The sequence below is a fragment of the Rhizobium sp. BK512 genome (assembly GCF_014194915.1).
Classification (GTDB): domain Bacteria; phylum Pseudomonadota; class Alphaproteobacteria; order Rhizobiales; family Rhizobiaceae; genus Rhizobium.
In genome coordinates this window covers 140581-156942 of record NZ_JACIAS010000005.1, presented here as the reverse complement: position 1 = coordinate 156942, position 16362 = coordinate 140581, and the positions used below count along the sequence as shown (strand labels likewise).

The following is a 16362-nucleotide window of genomic DNA, read 5'->3' as shown; positions in this document are numbered from 1 at the left end:
TTATTCTTCGGAACAGACCGGCCGCGATCAAGGCGCAGCCGGTCAGATCGTCAGGCTTGGACTAAAGTCCGCCGTCCATCAGGCCCTTGACCTTCTTGGCCGCGTCGTCCGCTGCCTGGTCGACCGTCATGGCCCCGGTGAGGGCATTCTGCAGCATGTCGGGGACGATGATGTTCATGATCTCGGGCGACTGCGGCAGCGCCGGGAAGGGGATGCCGTATGGCAGCATTGAGGTCGTGACATCAAGGAACTTGATACTGTCGAGGCGTTCCTTCATCCACTTGGTCTTGAAGCCGTTCAGGTTTCCGGGGTTCGAGCCGGCATAGGCCATCTTCAGTGACCATTCGGGGCTCGTCCACATGCAGATGATAGCCTTTGCTGCCGGCTCATCTACCTTGCCGCCCTCGACATATTCGGGCTTCAGGATGTGAATATTGGAGCCACCGAACACGACGGCACGCTTGCCATCAGGGCCTGTCGGAATCAGGCCGTAGCGCATGTTGTCGATGACGGTCTGCGCTTTTTCCTTGTCGCTGCCCGTCGTCTTCTTCTGCAGGTCGAGCATGACGTTATAGTCGGACGGGTGCGAGATCATCATGCCGAGCTGGCCAGCCAGGAAGAGGGGCTGGTTATCGGCCTGCTGATTGGTCAGCGCCGAAACCGGAACCGACTTGTCGCGAACATACATATCGTACGAGGCCTGCAGTGCAGCCTTGCTCTGCGAACTATTGAGCTCGACCTCCTTATAGGCCGGGCTCGCGGTGGCCTCGTCAAAGACACCGCCGCCATAGGCCCACAACTGCGGCATGAAACGATACGGCGTATTGCCCGCATTCTTGCGTGCCACGAGGCCGTAACCCGAAATGCCGAGCTTGTCGTGAATCTGCTTGGAATATTTGACAACGTCGTCCCAGGTTGCCGGAGCCTTGTCCGGATCGAGACCTGCACGCTTGAAGACATCGGCGTTCCAGATGAACGCCATCGTCTCGTTGTTGGTTGGAATGCCATAGGTCACGCCATCCCAGGTTACAGCCTTCATCGCTCCGGGCCAGAAATCGTCAGTCGAATAGCCGACATCCTCAGGTTTGAGCGGCTGCAAATAACCCTTCGCTGCAAATTCGGTTCCGCCGAGGATCTGCAGGCGCACCGCCATGGGCGCTGCATTGCCAAGGAGCGCCGTCCGGAACTTGTCCAGAAGGTCATTATAGGTAAGGGCCTGTTCCTCAAGCTCAATGTTTGGGTAGGTTTTGCGGAAGGTCTCGAAGAAGTCCTTGTAATACTGGCGCAGGAGGTCGGGGTCGCCCTCGAACACGCCCTGATACCAGAAAGTCAGTCGCCCCTTGTAGTCGAGCGGAGTGACCTTGGAGCAATCGCCGGCCGTGTCAAAATCCTGTGTGCCGGCGATGGAGCGCACGTATTCCGGCGACCACTTGCTCAGGTCGACCGGCGCACCCAGCGCAGACACTGATGTCAACGATATCATTAAAGCAGTCGAGACAGTGCCGTGCAGGACAGCACGGCCGAGTGAAATCCTCGTCATAGGTAACCTCCCAGGTTTTCTCCCATGCCGCTCTGCGTCAAGGCGAGCGGTCTTTGCTCCCCGGCCGCGAGATTTTCCCTAATGTATCCCTTCGGCCTGATCATACGTTTTCAGATCGGCGATTGCCTGTCAATGAGAGAAATCGTACATTGTTTTGAGAAGTATTGCGTGATATCTGGGAAATCTGTGTATTTATTGGGGACAATCTTGGCCGAAACGAGCGATTTTAAAGCGCAGCCACCCGAAGGCATCGACGCTATCGGGGCCTCCAGCGAAGGCGCTTCGCTTTATCAACTGATCAGGGATGACATCATCGAAGGGCGGCTCGCTGCCAACGAGCGGCTTGTCGTCACCGATCTCGCCCGGCGCCACGGCACCTCGACCAACCCTGTGCGCGAGGCTTTGCAACTCTTGCGCGGGGAGGGCTTTGTCACCTTCGTTCCCAACCGCGGAGCGCGCGTGAGGCCCATAGATCAGGATTTCGTTCGGGACATCTACGAGATCGGCGTCCTGATCGAGCCGGCATTGACGAAATGGTTCGTGAACATGGCCACCGTAGAGGACATTGCTGAACTCGAACGCATCCAAGGCCTGATCGAAGAGAACAATTTCGCCGACCCTTTCAGGCACAGCGAGCTGGACACCGCCTTTCACACCGTCATGTACCAGAAGCACTACAACCGCCATGCCGCCGAGCTCTGGTGGAAGCATCGCGAAGTGCTGCGAGCCGTAAGTCGGCGTTTCGACTTCACGCTCGCCCGGCGTGCCGCGATCCTCAGCGAGCATCGCGAGCTCATCGCACACGTAAAAGCGGGACATGCCAACGAGGCAGCCGACCTCATTGCACGCCACGTCGAGGGCTCCGGCCGGCACATCCTCGAACACATGCGTGCGCGCAATGCCGCTCGAGCAGGATAGAATCCATAACCCTGAATATCGTTATCCCGACCACTTCAGTTAAAGGCAGTTGAGATGAAAATCACCAGCGTTCGGCCGTGGCTTATCAAATCCGATGCTTCTTATTGGGGAGAGTTCCTGTTCGTCGAAGTGACGACCGATGAGGGCGTGAGCGGCTGGGGCGAGATCACCACCACGACAAGGCTCGCCAATCGCGCCCTCTGCACGATCCTGCGGCAGATCGGTGCCGCCATTGCCGGCGAAGACCCTTCCCGGATCGAGTATCTGTGGCACAAGATATTCCGCAGCTTCACCTACATGGGCAGTCGCGGCGCCGCGGTCGAATGTATAAGCGCCATCGACATCGCCCTCTGGGATATCCGCGGCAAAGTTCTTGGCAAGCCGATTTATGAGCTCCTGGGCGGACCGGTACGCGATGAAATTTCGCTCTACACCCATCCCGACCAGCGCAAGTTTACAAGCAAGGAGGCTGTGGTCCGGGAAATTCGAGACATCGTCGAGTCCGGCCACACCGCGCTCAAGTTCGATCCTTTTCCCCACCAGGGCCGCACCGCCGGCGGACAGGCTCGCGAGCAGCGGGATGGCTATCTCGATGGCAGCATGACCCGCAAGGATGAGCGCGAAGCTGCCGAGCTTACCGCCCTGATCCGCGAAACGGCAGGTCCCGACATCGACATCCTCATCGATGCGCATGGCCGCTTTGACGTTCCGACCGCCATCCGCCTTTGCCGGAGCCTCGAGGAAGCAGGTCAGATCGACTGGTTCGAAGAGCCCTGTCCACCGGAGAGCCTCAACGCCCTCAAGCAGGTCCGTGACAAGGTCAGCGCCGCTATCTCGTGGGGCGAGCGCGGTCACACGAAGTGGGATTTCGTGCCGGTGCTCGAAAACAAGCTTGCCGACTACATCATGCCTGACGTCACCTGGACCGGCGGCATTACCGAACTCAAGAAGATTTCCGCCCTCTGCGAAGCCTACTACATCCCGGTCTCGCCGCATGATGCCGCAGGTCCGATCAACGTGGTTGCGGGAGCGCAAGTGATGATGACCGTTCCCAACTTCTACAAGCTCGAAACGTCGGAGTGGAACCTGGGCAAGTATGATCACCTTATCGATAGGCCGCTCGACGTTTCGAACGGCAGTCTCAAGCTGACATTAAAGCCTGGTCTCGGCGTCGAAATGAACCGCGACTACCTGCAAAGCCACGAGATCGAGCTGGATTAGCCAGTCGCTCTACGCCGTCCCACCGTACGCGCGGTGACGTACCCTGCCGACCAAACGAGGATAGACCATGCTAGAGGCAGATGGAGCCGACGAGGCGCTCAATCGGGTAAACACGCATTCCAAGCCGTCAGAACTTCGCATCACCGACATGCGGGTAGCCGAAATTGTCGGCGCGCCGTTCACCTCAGCGCTGCTCAAGATCTACACCAACCAGGGCATCGTCGGGCTTGGCGAGGTGCGCGACGGTGCCAGCGCCACTTACGCGCTGATGCTCAAGAGCCGGTTGCTCGGCGAAAACCCTTGCGACATCGACCGCCTGTTTCGCCGCATCAAGCAATTCGGCGGGCACGGCCGGCAAGGCGGCGGCGTTTCGGCGGTCGAGATCGCGTTGTGGGATCTTGCCGGCAAGGCCTACGGCGTCCCGATCTACCAGATGCTCGGTGGCCGGTTCCGGGAGAAAGTGCGCGTCTACTGCGATACCGACGCCACCGTGCCGAGCGGTACCGAGACCGGTAAGCGCCTCAAAGAGCGCATGGAGCTCGGGTTCACCTTCCTCAAGATGGATCTGGGATTGATGCAGATCGCCGACGTGCCCGGTGCGGTCGTGTTTCCTGCTGGCTCACTGGAAGGATACCGCAACTCTCCCAGTCGCGGGCCGTTGAAGACCATTGAAGAACGGCGTCTTCGCAACGCTGCGTACGATCTGCATAACGTCCAGCACCCGTTTACCGGCCTGCACTTTTCCGACAAGGGCCTCGACCTGCTCGAGCAGTACATCGCCGAGGTTCGTGAGGTCATCGGCATGGATGTGCCGCTTGCGATCGATCATATCGGCCATATCTCTATGCAGAACGGCATTCGCCTTGCCAGGCGAATTGAAAAATACGTCCCGGCCTGGCTCGAGGATGTGATCCCATGGCAGTATAGCGAGCAATACCGACAGCTGCAGGACGCGACCACGGTACCGATCTGCACTGGCGAGGACATATACCTCAAGGAAGGCTTCGAGCCTCTGCTCAACAGCGGTGGCGTCTCGGTTATTCACCCGGACCTGCTCACCAGCGGGGGCATCCTCGAGACCAAGAAGATCGGCGATATGGCGCAGGACCATGGTGTGGCCATGGCCATTCACATGGCAGAAAGCCCAATCGCCGCCATGGCCGCCGCACATGTCGCCACAGCAACCGAAAATTTCATGGCGCTCGAATACCACTCCGCCGATGTCGATTGGTGGGACGATATTGTCACGGGACTTCCCAAGCCGCTGGTGAAGGACGGCTTCATCACTGTTACGGACAAGCCTGGCCTGGGGATCGATGATGTCGTCGATGAGGTGATCTCGCAGCATCTGCAGCCGGGTGTCACCGGCATTTGGCAACCTACGGATCGCTGGGACGATGAGTATTCCTGGGATCGCACCTGGAGCTGAAGCGAAAAGGACCGAAGATGAAGATCACCGATCTCCGTTGCGCCGTCATCGGCAAACACCCGATCGTCCGCATCGTAACCGACGAGGGCCTCTATGGCCTGGGCGAAGTCGAATTTACCAAGTCCTACCTCAAGCCCTTCGTCCTGCATTTCCGCGAGGCGCTGATCGGCGAAGATCCGACTGACGTCGAGAGAGTGATGCTGAAGATCCGCCAACGCGGCTCTTTCAAGCCGTATGGCGCGGCAGTCAGCGCTATCGAGCATGCACTGTGGGACATTGCCGGCAAGGCTGCGGGGGTGCCGACCTACAAGCTGCTCGGCGGCAAGGTGCGCGACAAGGTGCGTGTCTACAACGGCTCGATCCGCCAGAAACGCACGGGCGACCGGCCCGAGGATTACGCTGCTGACGTCAAATGGATGATGGAGCAGCCGCAGAATTTCTTCATGGTGAAGCAAGGAATCTCGTTCCACTCCAACATGAAGGACACGATCGAGGGTTTCCATTATGGCGTGACGCAGAAGAAGGCCGGCTACCACGGTGCCATGGATCAGGGCGTGATCAGCGAGCGCGGTTTCAATCACATGCTCGACTGCGTGATCGCAATGAAGGAAGTGCTGGGCGATAAGGTCAGCCTGGCGCTCGACTGCGGTCCGGGCTGGATGCTGCCCGATGCGATCAAGTTCGCTCGCGCAGTAGAGAAGTACAATCTGATGTGGCTGGAGGACATGCTGACTGGTGACTATGTGCCATGGGTCAATCCGCAGGCCTATCGTGAGCTGACGACCTCTACCTCGACACCAATTCATACTGGTGAGCAGATCTACCTGCGGCACAATTTCAAGGAGTTGATTGAGACGCAGGCGGTACGCGTCATCGGCCCCGATCCCGCCGATATTGGCGGTATCGCCGAGCTCAAATGGATCGCCGAGCACGCCTACATGCATTCAATCCTTATGGCACCGCACGGCACAGCCAACGGTCTGCTAGGCCTCGGCGCGTTGATCAATGTCTGCGCGACCTTGCCCGCAAATTACGTCGCATTCGAGTATCCAAGCGCCTCCGACCCTTGGTGGGAGGATCTGGTCATCGGCTTGCCGGCTCAGATAGTGAAGGACAGCATGGTGGACCTGCTGGAAGCGCCCGGGCTGGGCCTCGATATCGACGCCGAAGGAGCCAGGAAATATCTCAGCGAAGAGGATGCGGGCTTTTTCGACTGAACCTCCCTCCACATGCCGTGCGATATTGTCAGGCGCCAGGTGCTGTCGCCTGTCGAAATAAGTGGTGTCGAACTGTAAACTGGGATGAGGGCTTCGATTTTCAGGGCCACTTGTCACTATTGGGTACAACCGCGGCGACCTCTTGCGGCTCCGCTGACCCCGCCGCCGAAGATGCGATTGATCTCACCGATACGTTGAATGTCTCGTAAGCCCTGAATCTTAGGTAATTTCCTACACTTCAAGTCGGCGCATACCAATGCCGGGGCAATCCTGGGATCGGCATGGAAAGCTATTGCCTGGAAACGGCTGCGTCCTTGGTTTTGAGGGGCACGGTGCGATCCTGCCGCTGCGCTTTCAGCTTATTGTCAGGAATCATCGCTAAAGCTTTTTCGACGCGTAGTGGGCTGGGGAAGGCGCGCCAATCTCCATTCATCAACTCGGAACGGAGTGACCGAACAGTCTCGCCGTTGATGCGGTATCGGGCTCATGGAAATGCAGTTCGATCGCCGGGTGGGCTCGTCTGCAAATTTCTGGTTCGGCCAGCGTTTAGAAGGCTCAGCGCAGTTGAGGGATCAAAGCAGAAGGTATCCTATGAGACTTGAATTCAAACGCTCGGCCTCGCTTCTGGCAGGTATCGCCTTTTGCGCTCTCGCATCGATGGCCGGCACGGCTTCGGCTGAAGATCTGGAATTTTCCATCTATGGCGGTTACCAGACGGCGCCGCATAGCCATATCGATGTTTCCGATGGCACTTCCTTCAGCGCCGGCTGGGAAGGCAAGTCGTTCGGCAGCCCGCCTTACTACGGCGGTCGCGTCACCTGGTGGCTGGGCGATTTCAACCTGCCGAACTGGGGCGTGTCTCTCGACTATACCCATGACAAGGTCTATGCCGACGACGAGACCATGGCGCGTTCGCCGGGCTGGACGCATTTCGAATTCACCGACGGCCTGAATCTCCTGACGGTCAACGGCCTCTATCGCTTCAAGGACCCGGCTCGCCGCTGGACCCCCTATCTTGGCGCCGGCGTCGGCGTGAACATTCCGCATGTCGAAGTCACCCGTCCCCAGGGCACGACCTTCGACTACGAATTCGGCGGCGTAACCTTCCAGGCGCAGGCCGGCGTCGACTTCCGCGTCACCGACAACTGGTCGACCTTCGTGGAATACAAGGGCACCTATTCGCGCGTCGATGTTCCGATCGATAGTGGCGACCGCCTGAAGACGAACATCGTCACCAACGCGGTCAATGTCGGTATTTCCTACCACTGGTGATCGTCGCAAGCGATAAGCGCTGATACCTGACGCCGTTGCTGCCCATCCCATCAGTCGCAATCATCGGGTCGGCGGTTTCGCGATAGCCGATCCGAGATCGGAAAAGCATCTGGCCGTATGGTGCATCGGCACGATATGGTCCTGTTGGCTTTATCCTCGGGACGGCTGCTGGGCCAAGCTAACAACGGTGCAACCAGCCACTAGGTCGCAAGGGACGGATTGTGCGTATTCTCCTGGTCGAAGACGACGAGATTATCGGTGAGGCGGTTCGCGATCACACGAATACGGCCGGTTACGCGACGGACTGGGTCCGCACGGTTGTCGATGCAGAAGCTGCAAGCAGGTCATTCGAATACGGGCTCGTTCTCCTTGATCTGCATCTTCCGGACGGCAATGGTCTGGTCTTCCTGGAATATTTTCGGGCGCGGGGCGGGGAGGCTCCAGTGATTGTCCTCACCGCCAAAGATCAAATATCAGACCGCATCGCCGGACTTAACGCGGGTGCGGACGATTATCTGATCAAGCCGTTCAACCTCGACGAACTCGAAGCGCGAATCCTTGCCGTTCGTCGTCGCTACGAGGGACGTCGGCGAAATACCATCGAGGTTGCGGATATCGTGATCGAGAGATCGTCGCACTCCATCAGCGTTGGCGGACAGGACGTTCAGTTGACTCCGCGCGAGTGGGCGTTGCTCGATCTGCTTGTCGAACGTCCGGGAAAACTCGTTACCCTGAAACGGATCGAGGACGCCCTTTATGCTTTCGGTGAGGAGGTCGAAAGCAACACAGTGCAGGTGTATATCAGCAGATTGCGCAAGAAGATCGGAATGGAGAAAATCAGGACCGCCCGAGGGCTCGGCTACATGCTGGCGGTCGAATGAGAAGAGATCGAAGCATCGTCCGACCTCTTATAGCCGCGCTCACAGGCGTGCTGGTGCTGTTCTGGCTTGGTGCCATCGGGCTTGGGATCTCGGTGATGCGGTCGGAATTCGACGAGATCTTCGACAATGCGCTCGAGGAGACGACCGAACGATTGCTGGCGATCGTGGAAGAGGGACAACTGCCGAATGTTCAGGAGGGAGAGCAAGCGCATCGCGCGCCATCGACCCCGTCCAAAAAGGAATATCTTGTCTACCAGGTTCGCGGCAGGGACGGAGCGGTTGTCTTTCATTCGAAAGACGCACCGCTCGAGCCATTCGATGTCCCCCTGACCGTTGGTTTCCACGACACGGAAAAGTATCGATTTTATACGGCAATGAGCGCGGATGGCTCTCTCTTCCTGCAGACGGCGGACCGGTTCGGCCAGCGGCGTGAGGCGGTGCGGGAGAGCGCGGTGACGATGCTCATCCCGCTCGCCATCCTGCTTCCGCTCAGTTTTCTCCTGATGATGTGGATTACTAGCAAAGCCGTCGATCCGATCAACAAGCTGCGTGAGGCGATCTCAAAAAAGGGCAGTGGCAACCTGTCGCCTGTCGAGACCGAGACCGTACCCCGGGAACTGAAACCGATCGCCCAGTCGGTGAACCTGCTCTTGCAGCGCGTGCGGGCGGCGATAGCCGCGGAACGGCAGTTCGCCACCAACAGTGCTCACGAGCTTCGCACGCCCGTGGCTGGCGCGCTTGCACAGACGCAAAGACTTCTCGCCGAGTTGCCGGATGAGGTCATGAAGGCGCGTGCACGCAATATCGAGGCGGCGCTCTTAAAGCTCGGGCGCACGTCGGAAAAGCTTCTCCAGCTTGCCCGAGCTGACGCCGGTCTCGGGCAGACGGCTGCGACGAGCGATCTTCGCCAGGTGCTTGACCTGATCGTCCGCGACTATCGCCGCAGTCCAGCGATAGAGCACCGTCTCGCCTACAGCCCGGCGGCAGATCCCCTCATGCGAGCCGTCGATGTAGATGCTTTCGGCATTGTGGTCAGCAACCTCATTGAGAATGCCATCCTCCACGGACGCCCCACCGGCATAATCGACGTATCGGTAAACAGCGACGGCAGCATCAGCATCTCCAATGATTGCGCGCTACTATCTGCGGCCGATCTGGATGGGCTGAAAGTCCGGTTTCGCAGAGGGGCGACGTCAGCCAGGGGCGCTGGTCTGGGGCTCTCCATCGCCGATACGATCGTCCGACAAATGGGAGGCGTATTGGAACTTCGATCGCCGGCGAGCGGCCGTTCTGAGGGGTTCGAGGCCCGCATCTTTTTGCCTGAATGACCGTCAGGCCCGAACAGCGTCGCGACGCCAGGACAGGGGCAGAAGCCGCCCATCGTTCGCGTAGCTGAAGACGAGTTGTCTGCGGGCAAACTGGTGGGCGAGCCAAAGCGTGAATGCGGCGCCGACTGCCCAGCCCATGATCGTATCGCTTGCCCAGTGTGCGCCTATCATCTGACGGGAGAGGCAGATCGCAACGCCAATTGCGACAACGAAGGGGCGGAGCGCCGGAAACGTCAATGCGACCGACATTGCCATCGCGCCCGCAGTTGCGGAATGGCCGGACGGGAAAGCGGCGAATTCTGAATTGAAAGCGAAGGGTTTGAAATAGAACGGTCCGTCGACAGCAAGCAGTTCTGGCCGCGCCCGCCCCACGATGTTCTTGGCCAAGGCGCTTGCAATACCTGCGCCCGCTACAGACAGGAACAGGAAGGCGGTAATCGCGGTTGCGGCATTTACTTTGCGGACCGTCGAGCGGCACAAACCGCCGATAGGCATCACTATGCGAGAAAGCAATATGACGCCCGTGACGGTCAGGATGAGCTGACCTGTCCCGAGATCGCTCAGCCAGTTGATAATGCCGTGCAATTGTTTCGGGACGGATTGCATCCAGACACCGAGGGCGAGATCGGCCTCGTTCATGGTCACGAGCGACGCCAGGAAAAAGACGAGAAGTATGAAGGTGGGTCTCTCCAGGAGCGCTCTGCGCGATGGCACGACCTGGACCTGGCTGGCAAAAAATCTCCGGTAACCTGCCCGCAAGCGCTTTCGTGCGCGTCCCAGAATTCGGTCTGTTGCCGCAACGAGAGCGACGAAGAGCAAGGCAGACCTTTTGGATATCGCGGGGACGTCGGTGGCTTGTACGCTCATTGTAATCGAACTTCCGTGGGTAATCTCGGCAAGAGGGGTGATCAGGAACATCACTCCACTGCGAAGTTCGATAGCCGATCAGACTGACAACAGCCTGAAGGCGATTTTCCCGGCTTGAGAAATTTGAGTGGAGGGAAGGGGACGTCGGCCGTTCACGCCAAGAATTTCTCGCTGGTGTGATGCTGACGGGAGGGCACGATGATGGCCACAGAGCATCTTTGCTGGAAGCCGGTATGAGAGCACGCGTGCAGAGAATTCCCGCCTCGTTGCCTCGGCCTGCGCGGCCATGGCGGATCGGTGCTCCTTGACGTGGGTATTCCACTGAGCTGCAGCTTTGGGCGGACGATATCGCCGCCGTCATAGATCAGCTCAACCCTTGCAAGCCGGTTCTTGCCGGCAAGGAGGCCTAGTCCTGACTGGCAACTACCGGCACTGTGCCTTCGTCCGGAACACGGGCCTCGGTCTGCCTGGCTGCTGACACAAGGCGCCGCTGTGCGCGGATTGCGTGCCATTGTTGGTCGATGAGAACGCCAATGAGGATAACACCACCCATGACGGCGAAATTTAGCGAAGACGGGATGCCGAGCAGATTAACGAGGTTCTGCAACTCCTGGAGCAGGACCGTTCCGAGCACGACGCCGACGATCGATCCCTCGCCGCCGCGGAGCGAAAAGCCGCCGAGTACAGCAGCGGCAATCGCGTAGAGTTCATAGAACTGGCCATGGCTCGCCGGCGAGATCGAGCGCGTATACATGGCGAAATAGATCGCAGAAAGCGCCGTCAGCAGCCCGCAGATGACATAGGCCGACATTACCATCCGGCCGGTGCGGATACCGGAATAGCGGGCCGCTTCCTCGTTCTTGCCGATCGCGTAGAGATAGCGCCCAAAGATTGAGCGATGCAATATCACCCACATGACCACGGAAATGATGACAAGCGCAATGAAGGTGTTGGGAACGCCATAGAACCGTCCGGCCGTCAGAAATTCGAGGTCTGGGAAGTTCTGACCGAACGCAAAGCCCGCCGTTCCGTCGGCCGTATAGAAGCGCGCTGCACCGCGATAGATAAGAAGGCCGCAGAGGGTGACGACGAAGGGCTGCAGGTTCAGCCGGGTGATCAGCAAGCCGTGGATGGCACCTATACCCGCGCCGAGCACGAGAATGAGTGGTAGCGCCAGCATCCATGGCATGTCCTGGACAGCGACGAAATCGACAAACAGCACCCCGAGAAGGGCTACGAGCGAGCCGACGGAAAGTTCGATGCCTCCTGTAATGATGACGTAGGCCTGGCCGATCGACAGGATGCCAAACAGGCCGATCAGGTTGGCGGTATTCGCCAGGTTGATCGGCAGCAGGAAGCGCGGATTGATGATGGCGACGACGATACCGACGACGACGATGAGAAGCAGCAGTCCAAGATCTTTTTTGACCATGCGAGAACCATTCCCGATACCTGATTATATTGTCGCGGCTGCTATTTTACGCTTTTACCGACAGCAAGCAAAAGCACGCTTTCCTGACTGAACTCATCCTCATCGAGGATGCCGGCGATCTGGCCTTCATGCATGACGGCAATGCGGTCGGAAACGCCGATCACCTCTTCCATGTCGCTGGAGATCATCAGAATCGCAACTCCGGCATCGGCAAGCGCCCGCATAAGTCCGTAAATCTCGTTCTTCGCGCCGATATCGATGCCACGTGTCGGCTCGTCGAAGATCATCACCTTCGGGCTCATCGACAGCCATTTGGCAAGCACCACCTTTTGCTGATTGCCGCCCGACAAAGTGCCGGTTCGTGTCGAAACAGAGGGCGCCTTGATGCCGAGGCGAGCGCGCTGCTTTTCGGCCGCCGCAATCTCCCGCTCGGCCGAAAGCATGAAGCGGCTGGCGAGCGCGGGAAGGTCGGCAAGGGTTATGTTCTGGGCGATTGGGAAATCAAGAAGTATGCCGTTACGCTTGCGATCCTCCGGGACCAGGAAAATACCGCGAGCAACGGCGTCCCGGGCGGAACGAAGCACGATTTCTTCTCGGTCCTGCACAATAGCTCCGCCGTAACTGCGGTCTATGCCGAAGAGCACCCTTGCGAGCTCGGTGCGGCCAGACCCGACGAGGCCGGCAAGCCCGAGGATTTCTCCATACCTCATTTCAAGATCGACGGGGCGACTGGGATAGGCCGCAGTACGCACGCCGCTTGCTTTCAGCGCAACTGATCCAGGCGAGCGCTGCGGCTTTGCCGTACGGGCCGCAAGCGCCCGGCCGATCATCAGCTTGACCATCTGATCGTGACCAATGTCCTTTTTTGCGAGCGTGCCGACAAGTGCACCATCGCGCAGGACTACAACCCGGTCGGCGACGCGCTCAACCTCGTGGAGGCGATGCGAGATGAAAATCACACTGATGCCATCCGCCTTCAGCAACTTGATGATATTGAGCAGCCGTTCGGTTTCCGCCAACGGAAGGCTGGATGTTGGTTCGTCGAAGATCACCAGCCTTGCGTTGATGGATAGCGCCTTGGCAATTTCCACCATCTGCTGCTCGGCGAGCGAGAGCGATGCGACTGGCGTGTCGGCGGAGAAATGCGCGCCCACGCGCTTCAGAAGCGGCTTCACCATCTCCCTTAATCGATCGCGATCGACGAGCTTGAAAGGTCCCGCCTTCAGCGGTTCGCGCCCGAGGAAGATATTGGCGGCGACATCGAGATTCTCAAAGAGATTGAGTTCCTGATGCACGAAGGCGATGCCGGACGAGATGCTCGATTCCACAGTGAGGTGACGAAGCTCTGTCCCGTCGAGCAGGATCCTTCCCCGGTCGGGGGCAATCACGCCGCCGAGGATCTTCATCAACGTCGATTTTCCGGCCCCGTTTTCGCCGACAAGGCCGATGACCTCGCCTGGCGCGATGTCCAGTGAAAGACCCTCGAGTGCGACGACGCCTGGATAGGTCTTGCCAACTCCGGAAAGCGAAAGGAACGGCGTTGAGGGCACGCCCGGTGACGGGATGTCGCTGCTATGATTCATCGCCTGCCCATGACTGCTGGTAATGTCAACGTATTCAGCGGCAGCGGCGAGGGCCGCTGCCGCGAAGCCGGTTCATTTTCCGGCCATGGCCTTCAGGTTGGCGGCATATTTGTCCACGTCATCCTTGCCGATGATGACCGTGGGGATAATGATCAGGCCGTCGGCAGGAACGCCGGACTTGTCGCCCTTGAGGTAGGCGGCCATCAGTTTCATGCCCTGATAGGCCCATTCGAACGGCTGCTGGACGACGGTAGCGGCGATCGTGCCCTCCTTGACGCCCCCAAGTGTAATCGGGTCGTCATCAAAGCCGACGACGGTGATCTGGCCAAGCTTGCCTGCGTCACGAAGCGCCTCATAGATGCGTGGCGTGTTGTAGGAATAGAAGCCTACCATGCAGGTGAGATCGGGGCTGGCGACCAGCGCATCCTCAACGTTCTTCTTGGCACGGGTCTGGTCGATGTCGTCCCCGCGAACGTCCACAAGCTCGATCTTGGTGCCCTTGAGCCCCTCCTTCATGCCTTCGATGCGTTCGCGAGCATTATCGGCACCCAGCAGGCCGACGAAGCCCATGCATTTGCCGCCGTCCGGCATCGCCTTCTTGGCGATTTCGGCGGCCTGCTTGCCGGCATCAACGTTCGAGGAGCCGATATAGGCGACGCGATTGGTCTTCGGTGCGTCGCTGTCGGTGGTGAAGAGAGCCGTCTGCGAGCCGATTTTGTTGAGGCCGTCCGTCTGGGTCTTGGGATCGACGGCGGAAACCATGATCCCCTTGACGCCAGCACTGACGAGATCTTCCATCAGGCGCTGCTGAATGGCGACGGCCGCCTGCTCAGGATATTTGAGTTCCATGGTGTAATCAGGCATTTCGCTCTGCGCCTTTTTCACCCCCGCCTCGGCGGCTTTCCAGAAGTCGGACGCTCCGTTGACGACGAATGCGAGCGTCGGCTTGTCGGCGGCGTGGGATGCAGCCAAAGGCACCACGCTCAGCATCAACCCGGCGAAAAACAAGGCAGCATTCTTGCGTTTCATTTGTTTCATAATACTCCTCCCGAAGGCCGCAATTGCGAGGGCCCGTTCGCGACTTACGGTCGGCCGAATGCGCGCGCCCCCTCCAAGGGCCTGTCGCAAGGCGACGTCTGGCATGGGTGCCGATCGCCCTCCGACGGTATACCAGAATCTCAATTAGTAAATAGTAATATTAGTGGGAGTCGCAGGAGCTTCGGCATAGCAGTTCGATGGAGAAGTTGTACCTGCTGCCCCGCGACCGCTTGTTCCTTTTTCAGGGGAACTCGCCATCACTCGATATCCTCGCAACCAACGGCCAGTCCGCCGGCAGCGCGCCGCCGGCGCCCAGTGCAATTCCACCGAGGCAGGTGCGTGTCCGAATTGCTGTTTTGCTGCAATCCCCGAATTGCGCGAGTCAATCGGACCAGCGCAAGGGCTTCTCGTGTTCGCTAGAGCGGATACGAGATCAGAGGGCGCCGTAAATGGTATTGCGCAGGTCGACGGTGAACTGCCCCCACATGCCTTCCAGTGCAGTATTGGTCAGCGCTACGACCGTCAGTTCCTTCTGTGGATCCACGAACCAGCTGTGACCATAAACTCCGCCCCAGCGATAGGTGCCCTTTGACCATGGTACCTGCGCGGCGACGGGATCGGTGACCACGGCCCATCCGAAACCGAAGCCGATCCCGGGGTCCAGCGGCTGGCGCACGCCGTGCGCCTGGTCGCGGGTCATGAGGTCCACCGTCTCCTTGGAAAGAAGCGGTGCCCCGCCTTTACGGATTGTCTCCAGTATCGCGAGCACCTCATGCGCCGTCCCTGCCATGCCGGCACCGCCGGAATGATAGGACTCGGGATCGAAGATGCGGTCTGGCGCGAACTTCACCGTTCCGGTCAATGCCACGACGGATGCTTCCGCTCCCATGCGCTCAGGCTCGGGTGAGGCGTTCTTATAGGCCGCCGCCAGTCTCTCGCGGTCAGTAATGTGGAACGCGGTGTCGCGTAGCCCAAGCGGGCCGGTCACAAGCCTTTCGATCGCCTCGCCAAGCCTCGTGCCGGTTTGCTTTTCGATGACACCGCCGATGACGTCCATCGACAGCGAATATTGCCAGTTTGTGCCCGGCGTGAAGAGCAGGGGCGCGCTTGCGATACGCCGGAGGTTTTCGGCCAGAGACAGACCGGGCTCCGCCAGCCCGTCGGAAACGCCAGCACGAACATAGGGGCCATTTTCCTCCGTGAACCCGTAGGTCAGACCCGCCGTATGCGTCAGGAGATCGCGGATAAGGATCACCGGTTCGTTGCCGTCCGCGAGACGCGGCCGGAAATCCGGCAGCCATCTCGTCACCGGATCGTCCAGTTCGATTAGCCCCTGTTCGACTAGACGCATGGCTGCAATCGCAACGATCGGCTTCGTTACCGATGCCAGGCGGAAGATCGTATCCTCGGTCATGGCGCGGTTCGCCTCGCGGTCGGCCAGGCCGGCAGCGCGGTGGTAGACAAGTTCGCCATGCCGAGCAACGAGAACGACCGCACCCACGAGCCGCCTTTCGAAGAGCGTGTGATCGATGACGGCGTCGAGGCTTTCAGCCAGGGAATTGTCTGCAACAGCAGTTTCGAGAGGGAGACTCATGTGACCAAACCTCCTATATCACAATGGTCGTTCCTGAATAAC

The 16362-nt window shown here is 59.2% G+C and carries 13 protein-coding genes; 7 read left to right on the top strand and 6 right to left on the bottom strand.

The window, feature by feature from the left end; translation table 11 throughout:
* Positions 1–61 precede the first annotated feature (61 nt).
* The gene (locus FHX06_RS18750) at positions 62–1540 is read right to left on the bottom strand and encodes an ABC transporter substrate-binding protein (protein ID WP_112972306.1); all 1479 of its coding nucleotides are present in this window, start codon (positions 1538–1540) and stop codon (positions 62–64) included.
* A gap of 207 nt (positions 1541–1747) precedes the next feature.
* Between FHX06_RS18750 and FHX06_RS18745 the strand changes: the two genes are divergently transcribed.
* The 7 genes from FHX06_RS18745 to FHX06_RS18715 all read left to right on the top strand — a co-directional run bounded on the left by FHX06_RS18745 (position 1748) and on the right by FHX06_RS18715 (position 9806).
* Positions 1748–2458, top strand: coding sequence for a GntR family transcriptional regulator (locus FHX06_RS18745; RefSeq protein ID WP_112972305.1), 711 nt, complete (start codon positions 1748–1750; stop codon positions 2456–2458).
* Between the two features lie 54 nt (positions 2459–2512).
* On the top strand, positions 2513–3679 hold the full coding sequence (locus FHX06_RS18740) for a mandelate racemase/muconate lactonizing enzyme family protein (RefSeq protein ID WP_113206717.1): 1167 nt from the start codon (positions 2513–2515) through the stop codon (positions 3677–3679).
* Positions 3680–3746: 67 nt separating this feature from the next.
* Positions 3747–5108 carry a mandelate racemase/muconate lactonizing enzyme family protein gene (locus tag FHX06_RS18735; protein ID WP_113212356.1) on the top strand — a complete coding sequence of 454 codons (1362 nt, stop codon included), beginning with the start codon at positions 3747–3749 and terminating at the stop codon, positions 5106–5108.
* Positions 5109–5125: 17 nt separating this feature from the next.
* Complete coding sequence (locus tag FHX06_RS18730; protein WP_183880422.1) at positions 5126–6325, top strand: mandelate racemase/muconate lactonizing enzyme family protein; 1200 nt, start codon at positions 5126–5128, stop codon at positions 6323–6325.
* A gap of 591 nt (positions 6326–6916) precedes the next feature.
* The gene (locus tag FHX06_RS18725; protein ID WP_183880419.1) at positions 6917–7597 is read left to right on the top strand and encodes an outer membrane protein; all 681 of its coding nucleotides are present in this window, start codon (positions 6917–6919) and stop codon (positions 7595–7597) included.
* Positions 7598–7818: 221 nt separating this feature from the next.
* Positions 7819–8478 carry a response regulator gene (locus FHX06_RS18720; RefSeq protein ID WP_112542385.1) on the top strand — a complete coding sequence of 220 codons (660 nt, stop codon included), beginning with the start codon at positions 7819–7821 and terminating at the stop codon, positions 8476–8478.
* Positions 8475–9806, top strand: coding sequence for a sensor histidine kinase (locus FHX06_RS18715; protein WP_183880418.1), 1332 nt, complete (start codon positions 8475–8477; stop codon positions 9804–9806). The genes FHX06_RS18720 and FHX06_RS18715 overlap by 4 nt, the downstream gene beginning before the upstream one ends.
* Positions 9807–9809: 3 nt before the next feature.
* Here FHX06_RS18715 and FHX06_RS18710 read toward each other — a convergent pair whose 3' ends face one another.
* The 5 genes from FHX06_RS18710 to FHX06_RS18690 all read right to left on the bottom strand — a co-directional run bounded on the left by FHX06_RS18710 (position 9810) and on the right by FHX06_RS18690 (position 16320).
* Positions 9810–10520, bottom strand: coding sequence for a phosphatase PAP2 family protein (locus FHX06_RS18710; RefSeq protein WP_183880417.1), 711 nt, complete (start codon positions 10518–10520; stop codon positions 9810–9812).
* 559 nt (positions 10521–11079) lie between these two features.
* On the bottom strand, positions 11080–12105 hold the full coding sequence (locus FHX06_RS18705; protein WP_112971584.1) for an ABC transporter permease: 1026 nt from the start codon (positions 12103–12105) through the stop codon (positions 11080–11082).
* A 41-nt stretch (positions 12106–12146) separates the two neighbouring features.
* Positions 12147–13688 carry a sugar ABC transporter ATP-binding protein gene (locus tag FHX06_RS18700; RefSeq protein WP_183880416.1) on the bottom strand — a complete coding sequence of 514 codons (1542 nt, stop codon included), beginning with the start codon at positions 13686–13688 and terminating at the stop codon, positions 12147–12149.
* Positions 13689–13760: 72 nt separating this feature from the next.
* Positions 13761–14726: a sugar-binding protein gene (locus tag FHX06_RS18695; RefSeq protein WP_112542380.1), complete on the bottom strand. Its 966-nt coding sequence runs from the start codon at positions 14724–14726 to the stop codon at positions 13761–13763.
* A gap of 433 nt (positions 14727–15159) precedes the next feature.
* Complete coding sequence (locus tag FHX06_RS18690) at positions 15160–16320, bottom strand: serine hydrolase domain-containing protein (protein WP_183880415.1); 1161 nt, start codon at positions 16318–16320, stop codon at positions 15160–15162.
* Between the last annotated feature and the right edge of the window lie 42 nt (positions 16321–16362).